The sequence below is a fragment of the Haloarcula amylovorans genome (genome assembly GCF_004681185.1).
Classification (GTDB): Archaea; Halobacteriota; Halobacteria; order Halobacteriales; family Haloarculaceae; genus Haloarcula; species Haloarcula amylovorans.
Map to the genome: position 1 here is coordinate 52498 of NZ_SRIF01000011.1, position 20161 is coordinate 72658.

A 20161-nucleotide genomic window follows, 5' to 3' on the forward strand; every position below is an offset into this window, starting at 1 on the left:
AATAAGTTTTGGTGAGGCCGATATCGTTCAGCGTGGGAGTGGCAATAGTGACACAGAATGGATCAGTAGCCCGTAGATAGCGGTAACAGTGATTAAAATGGCGCTTCAGTCGGACCGAACAGCTACTACCGACAGATCAGAGAATGGTGACGTCTCTCCATCTGATTCTTTCGTGAGTGCCTGGAGCTTCCCCAGCGTCGTCGTGGTCACTTCTTCGTTGTCGTGTGTCAGATGTTCTAAGACGAGAACCTCCAGTGAGTGGGAAGCGCCTGCATCGAGTAAGTCGGCGGCGATGTCTTCCGGCATCCAGTCGTAGGGACGCGGGAGTACAAGCAGGTGTCGCTCACCGACCGCGTCGCGGAGCCGACGGAGGTCGCGTGTAATATCCCCACTCTTGTGGAGTGTCACGAATACTGTCTCCTCCAGCGGTGTTCGTGCCCTGCTGGCGGCCACCTGCAGGGACGAGATTCCAGGGATGACCCGAACTGGCCGTTCGACAGCGGCCTGAACCTTCCCGACGAACTGGTAGCCCGAGTGGTTCGGATCACCCATCAGGACGGCCGTTCCGGACTCCCCGTCAGCCACGCGCTCAGCGAACGTCACAAGCGTCTCGGCTTCATCACGATACCCACATGTGAGTAGGTCAGCGTTCGTCATCTCGCGGACGAACTCGACGACAGTCTCGAAACCCACGACGACATCAGCATCGCGGATTGCGCGCTCGCCGCGAGGGGTCAGATACTCCAGGTTACCCGGACCAATGCCGACTGCGTACACCGGGTTCTCCGCCGATGCAGACTCCGTTTCAGGGACCGACGCCGCCAGCGTCGCTGGATCGGGGCCGGCGTCCAAGTCGTACGTGTCGCTCACGGGAGGTCGGCCTCTCCACTCCGAACATCGCTCGCCACGTGGACGAGTTCGTTCGTCAGGCCGGCTGCCAACCCGCTTCCGCCGCGACGGCCGACGTTCGTGATTGCAGGGACGCCGTAGGATTCAGCGACCTGGCGCAGCCGTTTCCGGCTCTCCGCAGCTTTGACGAAGCCGACCGGGGTGGCGACCACCACGGCAGGGCGCGTGCCGTCTGCGATGCAGTCTGCGAGGGCGAGTGCTGCGGTCGGGGCGTTCCCGATAACGGCGATGGCACCGTCGTAAGTCCCCTGTCGGTCGAGTTCGAGTACGGACGCAGCCGTCCGCGTCATGCCAGTCTGTTTCGCAAGTTCGGCACCGTTCCCGATGGCCTTCTGGACCGGACAGTCGTGACCGCGACCAGTAATACCGGCTTTGACCATCGTGATGTCGGTAACGATGGGACGCTCGTCGAGGACCGCTCGTGCGCCGGCGACGACCGGTTCGTCCTCGGCTTCACCGGTGAACCGGACGAAGTACTGGAACTCGGAATCGCCCGTCGCATGGACACTCTTTTGCCGGATACGGTCGGCCAGCGTCTCGTCCGGGACGAGTTCGCGCACGCGATCCATACTCGTCTCGGCGATCTCCATCGCGTTCTCGGTCGTCGCACCGAGGTCTGCGTACTCCTCGACGTCGCTGACGTTCCTGTCCTCGCTACCGCCGTTTGTTCGGCTCTCGTCAGTCGTCATCGCTGGACACCTCCGGTGCGTTCGTGCTCCCGGCACGTGCTTCGATGTCACCGTCCACTCGAAGGTTGATGTCCCGAAGCTCGTCGGCGGTCTCGTCGTCGGCGTCCCACAGTCCGCGGTCGATTGCCTCGAGGAGTGTGTCACTGATACTCTCCAGAGCCCACGGGTTCACGTCGCGCATCCACTCCTGTCGGTCCTCGTCGAACGCGTACTTCTCGGCGACGTCGGCCCAGAGCGCGTCACTGACGACGCCTGTGGTCGCGTCCCAGCCGAGGACGACATCCACGGTGGTCGACAGGTCACCAGCACCCTTGTAGTCGTGGTCCGCCATACTATCGAGCCAGTCGGGATTGAGTACGCGGGCGCGCATCGCCTTGCGAACCTTCTCCTCGTTGGTGTACACGGAGACGTTGTCGGGGTCGCTTGAGTCACCGACGTAGGAGGCAGGCTCCTCGCCTGCGATCTCTGAAACGGCGGTGATGAACCCGCCGTGGAACGCGTACCAGTCGGAGCTGTCGAACTCGTCCTGTTCGGCGGTGTCCTCGATCTTGACCGTAGCGTCGACGCTACCAAGGCGTCGCTCGAAGGCGTCGTGCGCCTCCGTCACCCGTCCTCGCTTCCCGAGTGCGTAACCGCCCCACTGCACGTACACGTCGGCGAGGTCGGACCGGTCGTCCCAGTTCCCCTCATCGACTGCTTTGTTCGTCCCGGCACCGTACCCCCCCGGTCGGGTCGTGAACACCCGACGTCTGGCCGCTTTTTCGGGGTCGTCGACACCCTGCTCGCTGAGTCGCTCGGCTTCCTCCTCGACGTGCTTTTTGACGTAGTTCATCTCGTATGGCTCGTCGAGGTCGACGACCGCGTCGACGGCGTCGTGAACGACACCTGCGGCCTGTGGGAAGGCATCGCGGAACAGCCCCGAGACACGAGTCGTGACATCGATTCGGGGGCGGTTGAGTTCGTCCAATGGAATTGGAGCGACCCCGTCGATACGTCCGGCGTCGGTCCACTCGGGTTCGACGCCCATCAGCGCAAGCACCTGCGCGATGGTCTCGCCCCGCGTTCGAACGGTCGGCGTTCCCCACGCGACGACGCCGATCTCCTCGGGATACGCGCCTTCTTGATCGTGGTGACGCGCCGCGATGCCGTCAGCTATCTCCCGCCCGACGCGCCACGCGCTCTTGGCCGGTACCTTCCGTGGGTCCAGCGTGTAGAAGTTCCGTGCCGTCGGTAGCAGGTCGACCCCGCCTCGCGTCGGCGCACCGCTCCCGCCAGGCGGGACGTACTCGCCGGCCAGGGCGTCTGCCGTTCTCGGAATCTCGTCCTCCGCACCTCGCACCCGGGGGGCAACCTCCTCACAGATGAACGCCAGCGCGTCCCGAAGGTCGTTGTGTGCGCCGGATGTCGCACGTGTGTCCCCGAGTGGGTCGATGTCTACCACGAGGAGGTTCATGTTGACCTCGTCCGCCGGTCCCGCCTCTGCCTCCGAAGCCGGGATGTCGAAGTCGTGTGCGGCCAGCGTTTCCACGAGCGTGAGACTCGTCTCGTACACTTCGTCGGCAGCCTCCGAGAGTGTCGTGCCCAGTTCGTCGTCGTACGCCCCCGGTTCGTCGAGCATCCGCTGGTAGTCGACGCCGAGCACACCGGCCACACTTTCACGGAGACTTGGCCCGCCTGGGTTCTCTAGGCGCGTGAGTGCGACGAGGTACTCGACGAGACGGTCCGCCTCTGGGGGCTCGCTCATCGTGTGGAGCCCCATCCGAATCTGCGTCGTCTTCACGTCCGTGAGGTACTCGTGGACGCGTTCGACGAGTTCGTCCACGTCGACCTCTGCTCGCGGGTCGCTCTCTTCCCCGCTCGACCGTGCCGAGGCGCTGTGCGCCTCGCTCTCGTCGATATCGCCTGCGGTGCCGAGTTCGACCGCGAGGTCGAGGTCGTCGACTTTCTCTCGGAGAAGCCGTTCGAGGTGCTCCCCGTCGTCGGTGCGGGCGTCTTGCATCCCGGCTTCCCGATACTGGTCGGCGAGTTCCTCGAGTTCGGCCAGTTCGTCGTAAGTGCCGGCGTTGCGCATCACCGGCGTCAGGTAGTCGACGATGGCTGCGTACGAGCGCCGTTTCGCTTGGGTCCCCTCGCCCGGATTGTTGATGATGTACGGGTAGACGTTCGGGATATCGTCGACGAGCTGGTCCGGAGCGCTCTCGCCGTTCAGCCCGACCGTCTTGCCGGGAAGCCACTCCAGACTTCCGTGCGTGCCGAGGTGAACGACGGCGTCGGCCTCGAACGCGTTTCGGAGCCAGCCGTAGAACGCCACGTAGTCGTGGGGGGGCTGGAGGTCGGAGTCGTGATAGACCTTCGAGGGGTCCATCCCGAACCCACGCGGTGGCTGGACGGTGACGAGGACGTTTCCGAACTCGACGCCGGGGATGGCGAACGGACGGTCGGGCACTTCGCCCCATTCGTCGACGACGTTCGTCTGGAAGCGTTCGTCCATGTCCGCGAACCACTCGCGATACCGCTCCGTGGACACGACATCGACGCTCAACTCTCGCACGTCTTCGGGGGCGACCCAACGGTCATCAAGAGTGAGTTGTGCGGTCAGCCGGTCCACCAGGGCCTGGCCGCTCTTCGGGACCGAGCCGCCGAGGTCGTAGTCGCGCTCGCGAAGTTCTTCGAGGAGGTTGACGGTGCTCTCGGGACTATCGAGTCCGAAGGCAGTGCCGATGCCGTCGTCGCTCGGCGGATAGTTGTGCAGGACGACCGCGACGTTCTTTTCCTCGTTCGAGGTGTGCCGAAGAGTCGCCCAGTTGACCGCAAGCCGCGCGGCGTGGTTCACCCGATCGTCGATGGGGAAGTGCTGTTTCGGCGCGCTCCCGATACCGGCCTCGTCGTCGGTCCGTTCCTTACCGCTAATTGGATGCGTGATGACGTTGCCGTCGAACTCCGGGAGCGCGACTGACAGCGCGAGTTCGAAGCCCATGACGCCCGTGTCGCTCTTCTCGTACCGAGAGCGAGATCGCATCGTCGTCACAGTCTGGATGACGGGCACGCCGAGTCGGTCGAGGAAGACGTCTTCCGCGCTGGCTCCCTCGTCGTCGGCCGCCCGCCCTCGTTCGTCCATCGAGAGCGAGAACATGAACGACGAGAGCACGGCGTCGATGACCGGCTCGCCGTCGTCCAGCAGCCACTCCTCCGTCACGTGTTCAGCATCCCACTGTTCGTCGGTGTCTGTCGCGGGATTACAGAAAATCGGGAGTGCATCTGCACCCTGGGCTTCGACGGCGCGTACTTGGGCGTCGACGTACCGCGTGTTCTCGTGGGTCCAGTGAGATTCGTAGAACCAGATAGCGACTGTCGGTATGTTGGGATCGAGGGTATCGGTCAATTCCTCGTACGACGCTCCGGGGTGGTCCGGATGGTAGACACCCTCCGTTGGAAGTGTCACCGGGTCGTCGTAGTCACACTCGCGTTCCCCGTACTCGTCGACGAGGAACCGAACACAGTTCGCGACGTTGCTGGTCCCACCTTTCTCCAGGTATTCGTAAACTCGATCGCGGTCTGTCGCAGTGACAGACGTATCATCCAGTGCGTAGGCGTCACCGGTGGATTTGACGACCAGCGGGACGCCGGCCTCTTCCAGACGGCCGACGGCGTGGTCGTACCCTGGCATACTCTCCTCAGCGCCGTGGAGCCAGAAGATCGCCGCCGCCGCATCTTCGAGTTCGTCGAGGAACGCGTCGACGTCTGTCTGATCGTCGAGATCACTCTCCGAGCGAACGACCAAGTCGACGTCAACTCGCGCCGCCGCCTGCTGGACGGCTCCGAGCTCGTTCTCGGTCGCGGTGTAAAGGCCGATTGTTGGCATAACGTTGTTAAACCTCCATTGCGATAATACAAGTATGGTTGATTACGGCGAGGGCAAAAAAGCTTCGCACGGTCGGGGGACGTCGCTGGCCTTTTCGGAGATCGTCGGTCAGGAGGAGCTCAAGAGAGCCTTACGTGCCATCGCAGCGAACGGTAACTTGGATGGCCTCCTCATACAAGGTGAGAAAGGAACTGCAAAGTCCACGGCGGTGCGGGCGCTAACTGACCTTCTTCCGGGACAGGACGCCATCGAGGACTGTCCGTACGGCTGCCCGCCGAACGTGCCTGAACAGCAGTGTGAGGCCTGCCGTGAGCGGGAAGACCCGCCGACGACCGAACGGTCGGTTCCTCTCGTGACGCTCCCGCTGGGGGCGACCCGGGAGCAGGTCGTCGGAACGCTCTCCGTGGCGGACGCGCTCGACGGCGACTACGAGTTCGACCCCGGACTGCTCGCCCGCGCGAACCGCGGTATCCTCTATGTCGACGAGGTAAATCTCCTCGACGATCACCTCGTCGACGTGTTACTTGATGCGGCGGCGAGCGGGGTCAACAGAATCGAACGCGACGGTATGAGTGTCTCCCATCCAGCCAGGTTCACGCTCGTGGGGACGATGAATCCCGAAGAGGGAGATCTCAGACCACAGCTTCGCGACCGTTTCGCGCTCCAAGCGACGGTCACCGCCTGTGAAGACGTGGATCGACGGGTCACTATCATCGACCGAGCGATCGGACGAACAGATCGTGACGGAACGGAGCAATCGACCAACAAACGCTTTGAGAACGGAGACTTCCGAGAGCAGTTGTGGCAAGCCCGCAAACGGCTCTCCGAAGTCGATCTTTCGACACAGTTCGCCCGGGACATAGCGGAACTATGTCGTGACTCGGGTGTTGAGGGACACCGCGGAGACATCGCGACAGCGCGCGCCGCAATGACGTTCGCCGCTCTCGACGGGCGCTCGAAGGTCATCGAAGCCGACGTGCAGCGGGCGGCAGAACTCGCGCTCCCTCACCGGCTTCGATCTCGACCGTTCGAAGACGCGCCCGATCCGAGTGAACTCATCGACGACCACTTCGATGGAGAGAGTGACGACGACGGACAGGGGGACCGAAACGACCGCCCCGACGAGGGACCCTCCGGCGACGAGGATACTTCGGACGGAATGGACGACGACGGAGATGCTGAAGACGCCGAGGGGACAGACACGTCGGACTCAACCGATTCCGGTCCGTCGGAAAAAAACGGCGAGTGCGACGGGGCCGAGACCGGCGCGTCGTCCCTGGAACGGAGTGACGAGGCGGGGACTGACGACGTCGAAGCGCAGGCGACGGACGAGAACAGGAAGGCGGACGAAAACGACGACGTGACGGAAGGGACGCCGGTCGTCCCTGGACAGTCCCGTGCTGACATCGGGGCGGGACGAGCTCCCGAACTGACCGCACCCGAAGCCATCGAGAGCGGGAGAGCAGGTAGCGGATTCCGGTCGCGGACACAGCCACACGCAGACACCGATGGAGCACGGATACGGAGTCGGCGGGCGGATTCGAACCGACGCATCGACGTTGCGGCGTCGGTTCGAGCGGCATCCGCCCGCGGTGCTTCGTCCGTCGAATCGCGTGACCTACGTCAATCTGTCCGCCAGAGCGAGTCCTCCGCGCTGGTGGTGTTCGTCGTGGACGCGAGCGCGTCGATGTTACCGGCGATGCGTGCAGCGAAGGGGACCGTCCTCGAACTCCTGAAGGACGCGTATCAAAAGCGCGACGAAGTCGCGTTCGTCGCGTTTGCCGGCGAGGAAGCAAACGTGCTCCTCCCACCGACGAACAGTGTCACCCTCGCCGCTCGACATCTCAAGGATCTGCCGACCGGTGACCGGACGCCACTTCCGTCAGGTCTCCGCACGGCTGGCGACGTGCTCGATCGGGCCGAACCGAGTGCCAGTGTCGTTGTGGTGGTTACTGATGGGCGAGCGAACGTTGCGAAAGAGAGCCCAATCCGTGAGACGCGTGAAGCCGCTAGACGATTGAGCGAGTACGAGCCTCACGTGGTCGTCGTCGACGCGAGTGACGGTGACAGAACCGGTGTGACGGACCTGGTCGCCGACGAAACGGACGGCGAACGTGTCCCGCTCTCCGCACTGTCTGCCGACCGAATCGAGGTGGCCGTCGATGTCGCACACGAAAGTTAGGTTTGGTTCGTCCGGAAGGTTTACAATCTTGCTTGATGTTGTGCAAGTGTGGTTTAGAATGGCGACTGCCAATAACACCGTTCACGGTCGGATTGAACAGGCTCGCATGGAACTAACGTCAACGCAGCTGGCCGTCGGGTTCGCTCTCGTCGCGGCACTCGGATTCGCCCTCCTGTTCGTTCAGGAGCCGATGCTGCACGATTCGATGCACAACTTCCGGCACGCGGCGGGTATTACCTGCCACTGATCATGTTCGCCGAATACCTGAAACGAGGCGTGAAGGCAGGAGTGATTGCCGGGCTAGTGTTCGGTCTACTCATGGCACTCGTCGCCAATCCACTGGTCGCGTTCGCTGACGAGGTCGGGCATGGGAGTGATCACGCTGTCAGTCAGCATCACGAGGAGGCGGGTAGCGAACACCACGACAGCGCCGTTTCGATGGTGGTTACGAACGGCGTGAGTGTCGTCTCCGGGGTTCTCTGGGGTATTCTTCTGGGTGGCGTCGTCTTTGGCATCGCGTACTACTTCCTCGAACCCGCAATCCCGGGAACCGGTGGAACGAAGAGCTATCTCTTGGCCGTCGCTGGCTTCATCACCGTCTCGGGGGCTCCGTGGCTCATTCTCCCGCCACAGCCACCGGGAGTGGAACAAGCGCTCTCGACGGAGACGCGAATCATACTCTACGGGGGAATGATGGTGGCCGGTGCGCTCGTTTGTTTGTTCGCAGGATTCGTGTACGGTCGGCTCAGAGAGACACGCGGACGAACGACCGCTTCCATCGTCGCGATGCTCTCACCCTGTCTGCTCGCGATTCCAGCCGCTCTCTCACCGGTGAACGCAGTAGAGAGCCCCCTCCCACCCGAGTTGGCCGCCGGGCTGATCGGACTGATCGTGTTCGGACAGGCGTTACTCTGGCTGCTCCTCGCGGGCACGCACGCTCGGCTTCGTCGTCAATCGGAGAATATTGCAGCCCCGGCGGTCGGGACCGATCACACCGACAGAACTCTCGCTGCAGATTGATGAGATCGCGAACCGAAGACGTCCACGAGAACGGGTTCTCCGATCATGTATTAGTCTGTACGAACATGCGAGACGCAGAGTACGCATGCTGTGCGGAGGCGTACGGTGAAGAAGTGTACGAGGCAGTGAAGTCGTGGTTGCGTGAACGGGGCGTCTTCTGGTCTCGCGTCCACGTCGCCGAGACGAGCTGTCTCGGACTCTGTAGCGCCGACGGCACCGCAATCGCAATCCATCCCCGAAACCGGTGGTACTCGGACGTGCTCCCGGAAGATGTACCGGAGTTGCTCGAAGACGAATTCGGTGCCGACGCGTCGCGTTTGGGAATCAGCCATGGAAGCAATGCCGCCGGTGGGTCAGGTGAGGAGCTTAAAAATTCCGTAGATGACGAGCACGCCCACGAGTAACGGAATCAGAAAGCGGACGACTGGCGGTTAGCGGTTCAAGGAGCAGCGTGGTCATTGGCAGGTCGGGCGCTCCGAAGAATCTTTGACGGAGTTCGAGTCGAGAATTATCTGGCAGACGCTGTTCCGAGTAACAACCGATAGGTGCCACGTTTCACTCCGTCGTCGTGATAGACCATCGGCTCCTCTACGGCAGCGAACGATTCACTGTCCAGTGCGACCGCTGTGACGATGCCATCGGTTTCGAGGGTCGTTTCGGGGCCAGTTTCCGTACTGAATATTCGCAAACCGTGAACCTCGGCATTGCGCGTGCGAAAGTGCTGCGCCCCGGGAATGGCTACGCGGTCACCTTCGACACCAAGTTCGCTCGCGAAGCCACCCACCGAGGCTGTCCAGACGCGCTCGCCGTCCTGCGTGTACCCGAGAGCGGTATGCTCACGGGGATGCAGCGACGCTGTCTCGCGACCCTCCGTCGAATACGTGTTCCCCGTGATGAAGACCGCGCCGTCCGCCGTCGCGTGCACGTGGTTTGGATACGCGTACAGCGTTTCATCGTCGACTGTCGTGGGGGTTCCAAGGTTGACACACCACTGTTCGGCACCCCCGTCGCGAAGACGGTAGCCACAGTAGTCTCCGTGGCTGGCAACCACGACTCCATCTTCGACGAGCGAGACATCACCGACGCGTCGTTGGCCGTCGGTACCGGGATCCCATTCGTATCGCACAGCACCCGTTTCAGTATCGAGGACGAGAAGGCCGTGCTGATGGGTGCCGGGACAGCGATTGTACGCAATGGCTAGGCGGCGATCTCCGACATCGAGACTAATCGGGGAGGCGTCGGTCTCGTGCGTCCAGACGACATCGCCCGTCTCGTCGAACGCGTAGACGACACTGGTAAACGATCGACGCACCCCATCGCGGCTCCCGGGTCGTTCTCGCTCACGGGTCGGGTCCGCCTCCCCGTTCGCTGTTCCGAGGCTCGCTTTGCTCACCTCGCTCTCCCCGCTCGCTCGTTCCGAGGGCTCGCTCCGCTCGCCCCCGCGTTCGTAGCGACGGGACGCAACGTACAACCGATCTCCCTCTGTCTCGATATCGGCAATGAAAGGAAGGAAGAACCGGGACGCTTTCTGCGGGGTCCCGACGTCCGTCGCTGTGGCGTACTGCCACCGAAGTTCGCCGGTGTCCTGGTCGTAGAATCTAACGGTGCCCTCGGGACTGCGCTCGCCGACCGCGACGCCGTCCGCGAACGGCTCCGCTGCGACGACGGACGTCATCTCGGTTTCCCTTCCTGTGCGCCAGCGCATGTCGAGGGTGGTTCGATCGTGAGCGACCACGTCGCCGGTGGCCGTCCCAGTGACCACTAGTTCGTCGGCCAACGCGACTGCCGACCGTCTGCCTGCATGCCGTGATCGAGCTGGCGGTACGTCGCCGAGTCCGATCGCTCGCCGTTTTCGCGCGTTACTCATCGACGGGGAAGGTTTCGTGGAGAACGTCGTGTGCCTCACCCAACCCGCCGAGAACACTCTCGCCCTGGTCGGTCAATCGGTGGACGGCACGCTCCGCGTCGCGGACGGCCACTAGCCGTCCACGCATGTACTCGTATTCCGGATTATCTGAATCGGTGGCAGCGATTTCCTCCTCAAGGTCGACGAGCGCCGCGTCGAGGTGGCGCTTGATCCCCGAAAGGGTCTCCGCGTTTGCCAGGGCCTCGATTGGGCCATCGAGGTGGCCCTCCAATTCTTTCTCCGCGTGTTCGCGCGCGCTCCGGTCTTCGGTCCCGAGCACGTTCATCAGCCCGAGTCGTAGGGCTTCGATTTCGTAGCAACTCATGAGTGTGGTTATAGCGTCTGACCGACGAGGTTCGAGACGATGCGGCCCCGATCGAGGTGGGACGAAACGATTCGCTCCGCGCCGGCCTGGTCGACATTCCCGTACCAGACACCGTCGGGATAGACAGCGACCATGGGGCCGTCGCCACAGCGGCCGAGACACGACGAGCGAGTGATGCGGGCGTCACAAGCGTCGGAGTCCCGGGCCTCCTGTCGCAACCGTTCCAGAACGGCCGGTGAGCCGTCGGCGGCGCAGGTCTGATTCGTGCAGACCGCGACGTGCTTCTCCGGTGCGTCGTGCGCGTGGGGCTGGGCGTCCACGTCGTCGCGGTCTGCGTGAGATTCCTGGTGTGTCAGCGCCCGCAGCATCGCTCTCGCGCCGCCGACGTCTTCCTCGTACCCGTCGAGTTCCACCTTGTACTTGCAGGTGTCACAGGACATATCCACGCTGTCAGTTCGAGCTTCCTGCCAACGATCACCGAGCACGTCCAGAATTCGGGTGTCGGTCCCGAGCGGGTCGCCGGCCGCGGCGTCAACGTACGGGTACTCGTCGTCGAACTCGGCGGCATTGTCGCGGATCCGTCCGGTGAGTACGCCGTCCCCAAGCATGTACGGAAGCACGACCACTGCGTCCGGACGGTTTTTCGCCACTGTGTGTAACGTCTCCTCGAGGCGCGGCTCGGTAACACCGATGAACGACGTTTCGACACGCTCGAACGAGCGGCCCTCGTACAGTAGCCGGGCGAGTTTGTGTGCGTCACTGTTCGCGTCCGGGTCACTGGAGCCACGGGCACAGATGACCACCGCGACGTCCGCCTCGTCGCGGTCGACTCCCAGCTCCGCTTCCACAGCCGCGGCCCGATCGTTGAGGAGGTCCACGAGTGCGGGATGCACCCCGAGATGTGCACCGTTGTGGATCGTAAGCTCGGGATGTTCCGTGCGGGCATTCTGGACCGCTAGTGGCACGTCGTTCTTGACGTGGCTCGCCGCGAAGAGCGACAGCTGGACGACAGTGATTCGCGAAACGCTCGATGCAAGCCCCTCGATTGCGTCGGGAATCGACGGGTTCGCGAGTTCGAGGAATCCTGCATCGACCGGGACGCCGAGTCGTCCTTCCAGGTCGGCGGCGAGCATGCGGACCTGCTCGTTCGACTTCTCGCGGCGAGATCCGTGTCCGACCAGCAGCACAGCTTCGTCGTCGAGCCCGACCGGGGTCGCTTTCGCGTTCGTGGTCATCGGAAGAGTTCGCCCACCTCGCTACCCGTCGCACGTTCGACGCTCCGGCGGAGTTTCTGCCGCCGCTCCGCCGAGTACAGTCCTGACCCGTCGCTGCCGGCGTACACCCATCGTGCAAACGCCGCCGTGTCCGCATCGTCTCCCAGACCGAACCAGTAGCCACCGGAGGACGTCTCGGAGAGGTCGTCGGCCGGGACGGGGGGAGCAGCGGCGTCGAGGAGCGACTGAACCGTCCGAAGCAGGGCGTCGTCGTCGTGGACGAACGAGATACCGACCGACCCTGCGGACTCACGGAAACAGACAGTGCCACAGGCCTCGAGTACTCCACGAACGAGCTGTGGACGATGCTCTGAGAACGTGTCGAACCGATATCCACCAGGCTGTCCGTCGACGGGAAGTCCAAGCGCAGCACTTGCGCGGTCGGCCAGCATCCCGAATATCTGTACCTTGTACTCGTCTTCGAACCGGACGATAGAGGCGTCGTGCGCCGACTCGCGAGCAGCGGTTCGATGGTCGTGGTCTGGGTCGGTACCAGCGATTGCCGCAAGCGCGTCGGCCGACGTCTCGTCTGCCGTCCGAACAGTCACACAGTTCTGGGTCAATTCGCCATCACCGGCGACGCGTCCCCAGAAGTACGCCGTGGCGGGTGTCGAGGTGAGCAGATCCTCGACCGGGTCGGGTGTCGTGGACCGTCGGTTCGTGTCACTCATCGTCTTCCTCCGTCAGCACGTCGATCGCGTCGACCGGGCAGGCGCGGGCCGCCTGTTTGGCCGCAGTCAGCCGATCGTCGGTGAACGTCACGAGCTGTTTTCCGTTCACCTCGCGCTCCTCGTGGCTACAGTCGCCGCTCCCATCGATGGTCGCCAACCCGTCCGAGGCCTCGACGAAGCGGTCGTCTCGAACGAGACAGGCGAACACGCCGTCACAGGCGTTGCGGTCGAGCCGCACCTGATACTCAGTAGTCATACTTAGACTCGTACCCTCGCGGCGTCACCATCCGGTCGTCCCAGACGTACGTCTCCTCGTTTCCGACGAGGATCGTCGTCGTCATGTCGACGAGGTCCGTTTCGCCGAGCTCCTGCAGTTCCTGGAGTTCAATGATGTCTACCTGTTCGTCGTCGCGTCCCGCACCATGGACGACACCAACGGGCGTGTCCGGTGCACGATGCTCCATGAGAATCTCACAGCACTTCTGGAAGTTCTCCCGACGCTTGCGGCTCCATGGATTGTAGATCGCGATGGTGAAGCCCTCCTTCGCTGCCGCGTGGAGCCGTGACTCGATAGTCGGCATCGATGTCAAGTGGTCCGACAGGGAGATACTGACGGTGTCGTTCACGAGCGGTGCGCCCAACCGCGCGCCGCAGGACTGGGCTGCGGGGATGCCCGGGACGACCTCGAAATCAACCATGCTCGCGGTCGCGCCCTTCGATTCGAGAATCTCTAGCGCCAGACCGGCCAGCGCGTAGACGTTCGGATCGCCGCTCCCGATGATAGCGACATCGTTGCCTGCGAGCGCGCGGTCGATTGCTTCCTCGGTGCGAGACACCTCGCCGCACATCGGCGTGTCGTACAGTTCCGCTGCCGACTTCGTGACCTCCTCTGGCAGGAGTTCGACGTACGTGGTGTACCCGACGATATGCTCCGCGTCTAGCAGCGCCCCGCGGGCACGCTGGGTCATCCCCTCCGGCTGACCGGGACCCAAGCCAACTGCGACGAGTCGTCCGGGATCTGCCTCGAAGTCGTCGACGGTCGACCCGACCTTCTCGTCGGTCGTCGACTTCTTCGAGCTCCCGCATCCGGAGCTGGACGACGACGTGGACCCGCCACACGTCGACGTGCTCTCATCAGCGTCTGTCGCCGTTCCGGTTGCGCTCGTGACGCCACCGTCGGCCTCGGCGTCCGTGGTTGAAGCTCCGCATTTCGAATCGGATTCGGTGTCAGTCGCAGTTTCAGCCGCGTTCGAAGCGTCGCTCGCGCCACAGCTGGTTTCGGTGTCTGTGCTCGTCTCAGTGGTGGTGTCGTCAGTGCTCATTGTCAGAAGTCGTCCACGTCACGCCCGCCGCGCGGGGTGACGAGGTGTTTGCCGTAGTCGTTTTCCCAGACCGTCGTCTCGTGATTGCCGATCAGAATGGACGTTCCCATCCCGCCGACCTCGTCGTCGTGGTCGTTCGCCTCGCCGAGGGTGGTGATGGTGTGTGTCTCGTCGTCCAGATTTCGACCTGCATCGTCGCGGCCAGCGTCGTTGAAGATGCCGACAGGCACGTCGTCGGCTCGCTCCTCGCGAACCACGTCGATAGCGCGCTGATAGTCCCGCCAGCAGTTGTAGAGGACGATGACGAACCCGCTGATCGCTGCGGCTCGGAGCTTCTCTTCGATCTCGTCCCATCCGCGCCACTTGTCGGACAGCGACACCGTACAGAAGTCGTTCGACAGCGGTGCGCCGAGATTCGCCGCGCCGCCGAGCGCTGCCGTCACACCGGGGACCACCTCGATGGGAACGTCGTACGCCTCGTCCGCCTCGGCCATCGTGTACAGGAGGTCACTCTTGCCGTAGACGTTCGGATCGCCACCAGAAACGTGGGCGACATCTTCGCCCGCCCGGACGCGCTGGAACGCCTCACGGGCCAGTTCGACCTGCTGGCCCATCGTCGAGCGAATGAGGGTCTGGCGGGTACCTCCTGGCCGCTCGAAGACGGTACCGGACTCGTCTCCCGCCGTCGTCCCCCCGTCAGGCGCTGCTTCCACCTCGGCGTTTTCTGGGGGAAGCGACCCGTCACGCCGGAGGAACTCCTGGTAGAGGTTCGACGCGATGACGCAATCGGCGGTAGTGATGACGTCCTTGGCCCGCTGCGTCATCGCGTGGGGCAATCCAGGGCCGATGCCAACGACGTAGAGTGTCCCCATCGCGTCGGTGGCGGCACCTCTGCCATCCATGTTACCGCCCCACCGCAACGGTTACGGCGTCATCGAACCGCTCTTTCTCCCGGGCGAGTTCGTGCTTGCGGCCGCCGGCAATGGCCGACGCTTCGGCGATACCTGGCCAGCCGATGAGTTCCTTCGACCGCGAGGGGGAGGGGCCCTCGAACTCCGCCAGCGTGTCCTTCTCGAAGAGGACGACTCCCGCCCCGATCTCCTGGGCTGCCTCGTAGAGCCCCTCTTCGCCCTCCTTTCGGGTGCCGGTCGCGACGAACGCCACGTCCGAGAACTTCAGTCCCAGGTGGTCGAGGGCAGCCTCCCAGGCATCGAGCACCTGCGCTTTCTGCACCCCCGAGACGGTGCCGGTTCCGAGAACGACGCCGTCCTCGGTGTTCCGCTTGAGAACGGTCACGTCGTCGCCGACGAGGACCGCTCGGGGGCCGTCGAGACGAGCCACTGGGCCAAGTTCGTCGTTCAGGACGGCGAGGTTCGTCGCAACCGTGGAATCGCCGTTGACGACGTGGGTGTCAAGCGCCTTCGCCTTGCTCTCGACGCCCTGCTTGCCCGCAGCCTCGCTCGCGGTCGTCATCGCCGGGACTGCGCCCAGTTGTGAGAGATCGTGGGCGACCTGATTCGCACCGTGGTGGCCGCCCGTGATCGGGATTGCCCACGTGAGCGCCTCGTCGACGACGACGATAGCGGGATCGTCCCACTTATCATCGAGGAGCGGTGCGGTCTTGCGCATCGCGATACCCGAGGCCATCAGCCCGACGAAGCAATCGTACTCGCCCCAGTGTTCCGCGAACACGTCGCCGTGGTACTCGATTATGTCCACGCGCTCGTAGCCGTCGCCGATTCCCGCCTCGATCTCGCGAGCGGTGTCGAGCTTTCGTTCGAAGCTGATGATCGCGATTTCCTCGGCCTCCTCCCCGTCCGAGTCCGGCGTGGAACAGTGGCCGCCCGATTCGTCCTGCTCGGTATCGTCCGTGTCGGTACTCATGAGTCAGTCGTCTGCCTCGCTCTCAGTTGAACCACGGTTCGCCCAGTCTCCATACAGGTAGGAGCGCTCGTATCCCGCTTTTCGTGCCGCATCGCCGATGATGACGAGCGCGGACGCGCGGTAGCCGGCTGCCTCCAGACGCTCGCCAATCGTTCCGATGGTTCCCTCGATTATCTCCTCGTCCGGCCACGAGGCGTGATAGACGACGGTAACCGGTGTCTCCGAATCGTGGCCGTCTTCGAGGAGGCGGTCCATCGTCTCCCCGACCGCGTGGGTCCCGAGGTAGATGCAAGTCGTCACGTCGCCCATCTCGACGAACTCGCCGATGTGGTCGTCCTCCGGGTCGAGCGTCTTCCCCTGGGGACGAGTGAACGCGACGTGGTTGGCTACGCCGTTCAGCGTGAGCTGCGTCCGGAGCGTCGCACTGGCTGCGAACGCCGAGGTCACGCCCGGAACGACGTAGGTCGGCACTCCCTCGTGTTCCAGCGCGTCCATCTGCTCCAGCGCTGCTCCGTAGATTGCCGGGTCGCCGCTGTGGAGACGGACGACCGTCCGCCCCGCCTCGTAGGCGTCCCGCATCAGCGGCACCAACTCCTCTAAGTCTTTACCGATGCTCGACACCTGCTCGGCGTCCGCACAGTATTCGTCGAGGAGTTCGCTGTTGACCAGCGATCCGGCGTGGACGACGAGATCTGCCGCCTCGACCAGCTCTCTACCGGTGACAGTGAGGAGCCCTGGGTCGCCGGGACCGGCACCGATGAACGGGATACCTTCCTGTCTCTCGCCAGCAGTTCGCTCCTCGATCCGAGGGTCCCGCTCCGTCGCTCGGGTGGCCGCCTCCGTGTCGATAGCGTCTTGCGGATCGGTCATCGCGGCGGGACCTCCGGGACTTCGTCGCCGCAGGCTTCACCTTCGGCTCGCTCCATCGACACGGTATCACTCCGAAACTCATCCCCAGACCAGGGCTCTGAAGCAGGCTGCGCCCCGCCATCGGTCTTCGCCCTCGCTCCGGTGTCAGAGTCGCTCTCCGATTCGGTCTCTTCGAAGGCCGCAGTTGCCGGCTCCGAATCGAGATCGCGTTTCTCCGCGTACGCCAGCGTATAGTAGTCGCGTTCGTTCAGCGTATCGGGATTATCCGTCACGACCGTCGCGCCCTGCTCCATGTACAGTCGGCGGCCGTACACCACGTCATAGCCCGCCTCGACGAGGTGTTCGTGGGTCGTCGGGACATCGGTGACCTTGAACAGAATCATCCGATCTGGTCCGGTCGGTGCTGCACCACGAGCGGCCTCGTGAAGCGCGAGACTCGCCCCGGAAGAAATCTCGACGCCAAGAGCCGTGGTAAAGGCCGTTACAGCGCTCACTCCGGGAACGACCTCGATATCGACAGCAGCGTGAAACGTGGAGAGCGTCCGCCGCAAGTGCCCGAATGTCGAATAGACGTTCGGATCGCCGAGCGTGACAAACGCCACAGTTCCATCGCGAGCACGCGGTGCGATCTCTTCAGCGGCCTCGCGCCACGCTCGCCGGAGTTCGTCCTCGTCGCGAGTCATCGGAAAGTCGACGTCACCGATTCGGTCTTTGGGGACGTGTTCGGTCGCAACCGACCGAGAGAGGCGTCCCGGTGAGTAGACGACGTCCGCTGCTTCGAGGATGCGACGTCCGCGTACGGTTACAAGGTCGGCGTCGCCGGGGCCGAGTCCGATACCGTAGAGAGTCATCGCTGTCTCCCGTCTGTCGCGACCACATCGGTTCCGCCTACCAGCATGTACACTGGGTTGTCGGAATTGAAACTCGTCGCGCCGGCGAGTTCGTACCCGTGACTCACCTGGAACTGGACGACTTCTTCGAGGAGGTCCCGCTCACGAAACGCCTCGGTGGCGGCTCCAGCGACTTCGAGCCGCGAAACGTTCATGACGACACGGTCGATTTCGGTTTCGACCGCGTGGTCGAGGACTGCCTCGTAGTTCCGACTGCCGCCGATGAACAGGACATCGACATCTCCGGGTACCCCCTCGGGAGCTTCGGCTTCCCGAAGGGCAACGTCCCCGGTTACGTCATTGGCAGCGAGATTTTTTCTGGTGGTTTCGATCCGTTCTGCTTTTCGTTCGAGTGCAGTGACCCGACCCGCGCGCCGCGCCGCCTCGATCGTAACGGCGCCGGTACACGAACCGACCTCTGCGAAGTGGTCGGTCGGTCTGAGGTCGAGTTTGCTGAGAAGGACGGCCCTGACCTCCGGTTTCGTCGGACCGGCCTTCGCATCGTGTGGGAGCGATACGTGTGCCATCACCGAACGCAACTATCGTGAGGTGTAAAACAATTTTGGTTGTTTTAGAAAAATCTGAGTTGGGTGTAATTACCATAGAGGCCATATTTACTCAATCTTAGACGTTCTAAGCCAAAGTTACTTTAGCTCCCAGTCCAGAGATGAGACAATGCCGAAAAACGCGGCCGATCCCGAGGAATTCGGCGTTCTCCAGAGCAAGCGAAACGCCACTCGGTATCAGATCCTGGTCCAGATCGCAGAACGACAACCCGCGGTAAACCAACAAGAGATCGCCGATGCCATCGGGATTACTGCCCAGGCTGTGAGCGATTACCTCCAAGACCTAGTTGAACACGGATACGTCAACAAGCACGGCCGTGGCCGATACGAAGTAACCAAGGAAGGAGTCGACTGGCTGATTTCACAGACCGACGAGTTACGCCACTTCGTCCAACACGTTTCTGAAGACGTCATCGGACAGGTCGAGATCGAGACCGCGATGGCGACGACGGAAATCAGCGAAGGAGAGACAGTTTCCCTGACGATGCAGGACGGTATTCTACGGGCTATGTCTGGTGGGACTGGGAGCGCAACTGCAGTTGCAGTAACAAACGCGGAGGCAGGGCAGGATGTTGGAATTACGAATTTCGACGGAGTCGTCGATTACGACTTGGGCTCGGTGACCATCGTCTCGATCCCACGGGTTCAAAACGGTGGAAGTTCGGCGGTGGATTCGAATCGGATCGCTGAAATGGCCGAAAGCCACGATCTGATAGCCGTTGGTGGAGTCGAAGCTATCGCCGTCGCGGAGGCAACAGATCTCGAGCCTGACATACGTTTCGGAAGTCCGTCTGCTGTTCAAGAAGCAGCTGCGAAGGGGCTCGATATACTGCTCCTCTCTTCGACAGAGCTGCTCTCGGCACACACCGACAAACTCCGAGAGCAGAATCTCAGCTATGAAGTTGTTGACGTAGCAGACACGTAGCGCCTCCAATTAGCGGGTTTGTGAATATGAGATCGTCGCATTTGGTGATTTCTTTCGGGAAGTAATACTCGTCTCGTTTCAGGCGGTTACTGGGATACAGGTCGGCTTCCTCGGTGCTGTACGAGACTGCCGCGAAGTTACAGATACCAAGGTCAGCACCAGCCGACTTGTTACCGGGGCGTTGGGCGTCTCGATTTCGTCTTTGCAGACGAGATGGAGTTCCCATCGTCCCTTCGACTTGTCGTAGACGGCCCTGACCTGTTCCAGGTTCTCGACCGCGTCCGTGGCGAGCTCCGAGAATGACTGACCAGTCGCAGTCTCCAGCGTATCGATATATCCTCGTCAGCTGAATAGGGCTTCTAAGTCCTCCTCGTCGTAGTTAACCAACAGCCGGTCTTCGTCCTTGAACGACCGGAGGACGATGTTGGTCGTCGAGTTCTCGACCCCCTCAGTCTGAATGATATCCTCCATGAGTGTCTGGAGGTGCTCGTGGTCCCGGACGCGGGAGAGCACGTAGAACGACATCTCCCCGAGCATGAAGAAGACGCGCTGGACGCCCGAGAGGCTGGTGAGTTTCTCTGCGACCTCTTCGTAGCCTGGGCCGTCGTAATCGGCGTTGATCTCGGTAATCGCTGTCATCCCAAGGCCGAGCTTCTGCGGGTCGAGCTTGGCGATTTCGCCCTGCAGAATACCCTTGTTCCGGTACTTTTCCATCCGATAGTAGATAGTCGAGGTGCTGACGTCGAGTTCGTCACTCAGCTCGTCAACATCGATATCACCGTTCTCGTCCAGACGTCGCAGTATCTGGAAGTCGACCTCGTCGAGCGTAACCTGCGTCATCGAATTATCCATGGGTGCCACGGGAT

Annotated in this window: 20 protein-coding genes and 1 pseudogene; 5 read left to right on the top strand and 16 right to left on the bottom strand. The window is 62.7% G+C overall.

The features are described 5' to 3' along the window. Positions 1-105: 105 nt before the first annotated feature. The 3 genes from E4S61_RS22325 to cobN are packed head-to-tail and all read right to left on the bottom strand — an operon-like array spanning position 106 to position 5460. Positions 106-870: a cobalt-precorrin-7 (C(5))-methyltransferase gene (locus tag E4S61_RS22325; protein WP_135306129.1), complete on the bottom strand. Its 765-nt coding sequence runs from the start codon at positions 868-870 to the stop codon at positions 106-108. Further along, a complete protein-coding gene (locus E4S61_RS22330; protein ID WP_135306130.1) occupies positions 867-1598 on the bottom strand; it encodes a precorrin-8X methylmutase in 732 nt (243 codons plus the stop codon). Before E4S61_RS22330 ends, E4S61_RS22325 begins: the two co-directional genes overlap by 4 nt. Beyond that, the gene (cobN, locus tag E4S61_RS22335; RefSeq protein ID WP_135306131.1) at positions 1588-5460 is read right to left on the bottom strand and encodes a cobaltochelatase subunit CobN; all 3873 of its coding nucleotides are present in this window, start codon (positions 5458-5460) and stop codon (positions 1588-1590) included. The genes E4S61_RS22330 and cobN overlap by 11 nt, the downstream gene beginning before the upstream one ends. Before the next feature lie 34 nt (positions 5461-5494). Between cobN and E4S61_RS22340 the strand changes: the two genes are divergently transcribed. Genes E4S61_RS22340 through E4S61_RS22355 form a run of 4 tightly spaced genes read left to right on the top strand, consistent with a single transcriptional unit; the run spans position 5495 to position 9066 of the window. After that, positions 5495-7642, top strand: coding sequence for an ATP-binding protein (locus E4S61_RS22340; RefSeq protein ID WP_135306132.1), 2148 nt, complete (start codon positions 5495-5497; stop codon positions 7640-7642). Between the two features lie 58 nt (positions 7643-7700). After that, entirely contained in the window at positions 7701-7889 is a 189-nt protein-coding gene (locus E4S61_RS22345; protein WP_135306133.1) for a CbtB domain-containing protein, read from the top strand. A 2-nt stretch (positions 7890-7891) separates the two neighbouring features. Then, positions 7892-8662 carry a CbtA family protein gene (locus E4S61_RS22350; protein WP_135306134.1) on the top strand — a complete coding sequence of 257 codons (771 nt, stop codon included), beginning with the start codon at positions 7892-7894 and terminating at the stop codon, positions 8660-8662. Beyond that, positions 8662-9066, top strand: coding sequence for a (2Fe-2S) ferredoxin domain-containing protein (locus E4S61_RS22355; protein ID WP_245180912.1), 405 nt, complete (start codon positions 8662-8664; stop codon positions 9064-9066). The genes E4S61_RS22350 and E4S61_RS22355 overlap by 1 nt, the downstream gene beginning before the upstream one ends. Positions 9067-9170: 104 nt before the next feature. On the opposite strand, the gene E4S61_RS22360 is transcribed toward E4S61_RS22355, so the two are convergent. The 11 genes from E4S61_RS22360 to cbiT are packed head-to-tail and all read right to left on the bottom strand — an operon-like array spanning position 9171 to position 18331. Continuing rightward, positions 9171-10529: an outer membrane protein assembly factor BamB family protein gene (locus E4S61_RS22360; protein ID WP_135306135.1), complete on the bottom strand. Its 1359-nt coding sequence runs from the start codon at positions 10527-10529 to the stop codon at positions 9171-9173. Then, positions 10522-10893 (bottom strand): DUF3209 family protein, encoded by a 372-nt coding sequence (locus E4S61_RS22365; protein ID WP_135306136.1) that lies wholly within the window; start codon positions 10891-10893, stop codon positions 10522-10524. Before E4S61_RS22365 ends, E4S61_RS22360 begins: the two co-directional genes overlap by 8 nt. An 8-nt stretch (positions 10894-10901) precedes the next feature. Then, a complete protein-coding gene (locus E4S61_RS22370) occupies positions 10902-12128 on the bottom strand; it encodes a CbiX/SirB N-terminal domain-containing protein (protein WP_135306137.1) in 1227 nt (408 codons plus the stop codon). Beyond that, positions 12125-12838: a cobalamin biosynthesis protein gene (locus tag E4S61_RS22375; RefSeq protein WP_135306138.1), complete on the bottom strand. Its 714-nt coding sequence runs from the start codon at positions 12836-12838 to the stop codon at positions 12125-12127. The genes E4S61_RS22370 and E4S61_RS22375 overlap by 4 nt, the downstream gene beginning before the upstream one ends. After that, positions 12831-13094: a ferredoxin gene (locus tag E4S61_RS22380; protein WP_135306139.1), complete on the bottom strand. Its 264-nt coding sequence runs from the start codon at positions 13092-13094 to the stop codon at positions 12831-12833. The genes E4S61_RS22375 and E4S61_RS22380 overlap by 8 nt, the downstream gene beginning before the upstream one ends. Continuing rightward, the gene (cobJ, locus tag E4S61_RS22385) at positions 13084-14160 is read right to left on the bottom strand and encodes a precorrin-3B C(17)-methyltransferase (RefSeq protein WP_135306140.1); all 1077 of its coding nucleotides are present in this window, start codon (positions 14158-14160) and stop codon (positions 13084-13086) included. Before cobJ ends, E4S61_RS22380 begins: the two co-directional genes overlap by 11 nt. A gap of 2 nt (positions 14161-14162) precedes the next feature. Next, the gene (locus E4S61_RS22390; protein WP_135306141.1) at positions 14163-15062 is read right to left on the bottom strand and encodes a precorrin-3B C(17)-methyltransferase; all 900 of its coding nucleotides are present in this window, start codon (positions 15060-15062) and stop codon (positions 14163-14165) included. Position 15063: 1 nt separating this feature from the next. Further along, entirely contained in the window at positions 15064-16044 is a 981-nt protein-coding gene (gene cbiG / locus E4S61_RS22395) for a cobalt-precorrin 5A hydrolase (protein WP_135306142.1), read from the bottom strand. Positions 16045-16047: 3 nt separating this feature from the next. Beyond that, a complete protein-coding gene (locus E4S61_RS22400) occupies positions 16048-16914 on the bottom strand; it encodes a cobalt-precorrin-4/precorrin-4 C(11)-methyltransferase (protein ID WP_135306143.1) in 867 nt (288 codons plus the stop codon). After that, positions 16911-17765 (bottom strand): cobalt-factor II C(20)-methyltransferase, encoded by an 855-nt coding sequence (locus E4S61_RS22405; RefSeq protein WP_135306144.1) that lies wholly within the window; start codon positions 17763-17765, stop codon positions 16911-16913. The genes E4S61_RS22400 and E4S61_RS22405 overlap by 4 nt, the downstream gene beginning before the upstream one ends. Further along, a complete protein-coding gene (gene cbiT, locus E4S61_RS22410; RefSeq protein ID WP_135306145.1) occupies positions 17762-18331 on the bottom strand; it encodes a precorrin-6Y C5,15-methyltransferase (decarboxylating) subunit CbiT in 570 nt (189 codons plus the stop codon). Before cbiT ends, E4S61_RS22405 begins: the two co-directional genes overlap by 4 nt. A 148-nt stretch (positions 18332-18479) precedes the next feature. Between cbiT and E4S61_RS22415 the strand changes: the two genes are divergently transcribed. Then, positions 18480-19295, top strand: coding sequence for a DUF7839 domain-containing protein (locus E4S61_RS22415; RefSeq protein ID WP_135306146.1), 816 nt, complete (start codon positions 18480-18482; stop codon positions 19293-19295). A gap of 31 nt (positions 19296-19326) precedes the next feature. On the opposite strand, the pseudogene E4S61_RS22420 reads toward E4S61_RS22415, so the two are convergent. Both E4S61_RS22420 and E4S61_RS22425 read right to left on the bottom strand, forming a co-directional pair. Then, positions 19327-19571 (bottom strand): annotated as a pseudogene (locus tag E4S61_RS22420) (transposase); the annotation flags it as partial. A 66-nt stretch (positions 19572-19637) separates the two neighbouring features. Then, positions 19638-20135, bottom strand: coding sequence for an Lrp/AsnC family transcriptional regulator (locus E4S61_RS22425; RefSeq protein ID WP_135306147.1), 498 nt, complete (start codon positions 20133-20135; stop codon positions 19638-19640). Positions 20136-20161: the final 26 nt, after the last annotated feature.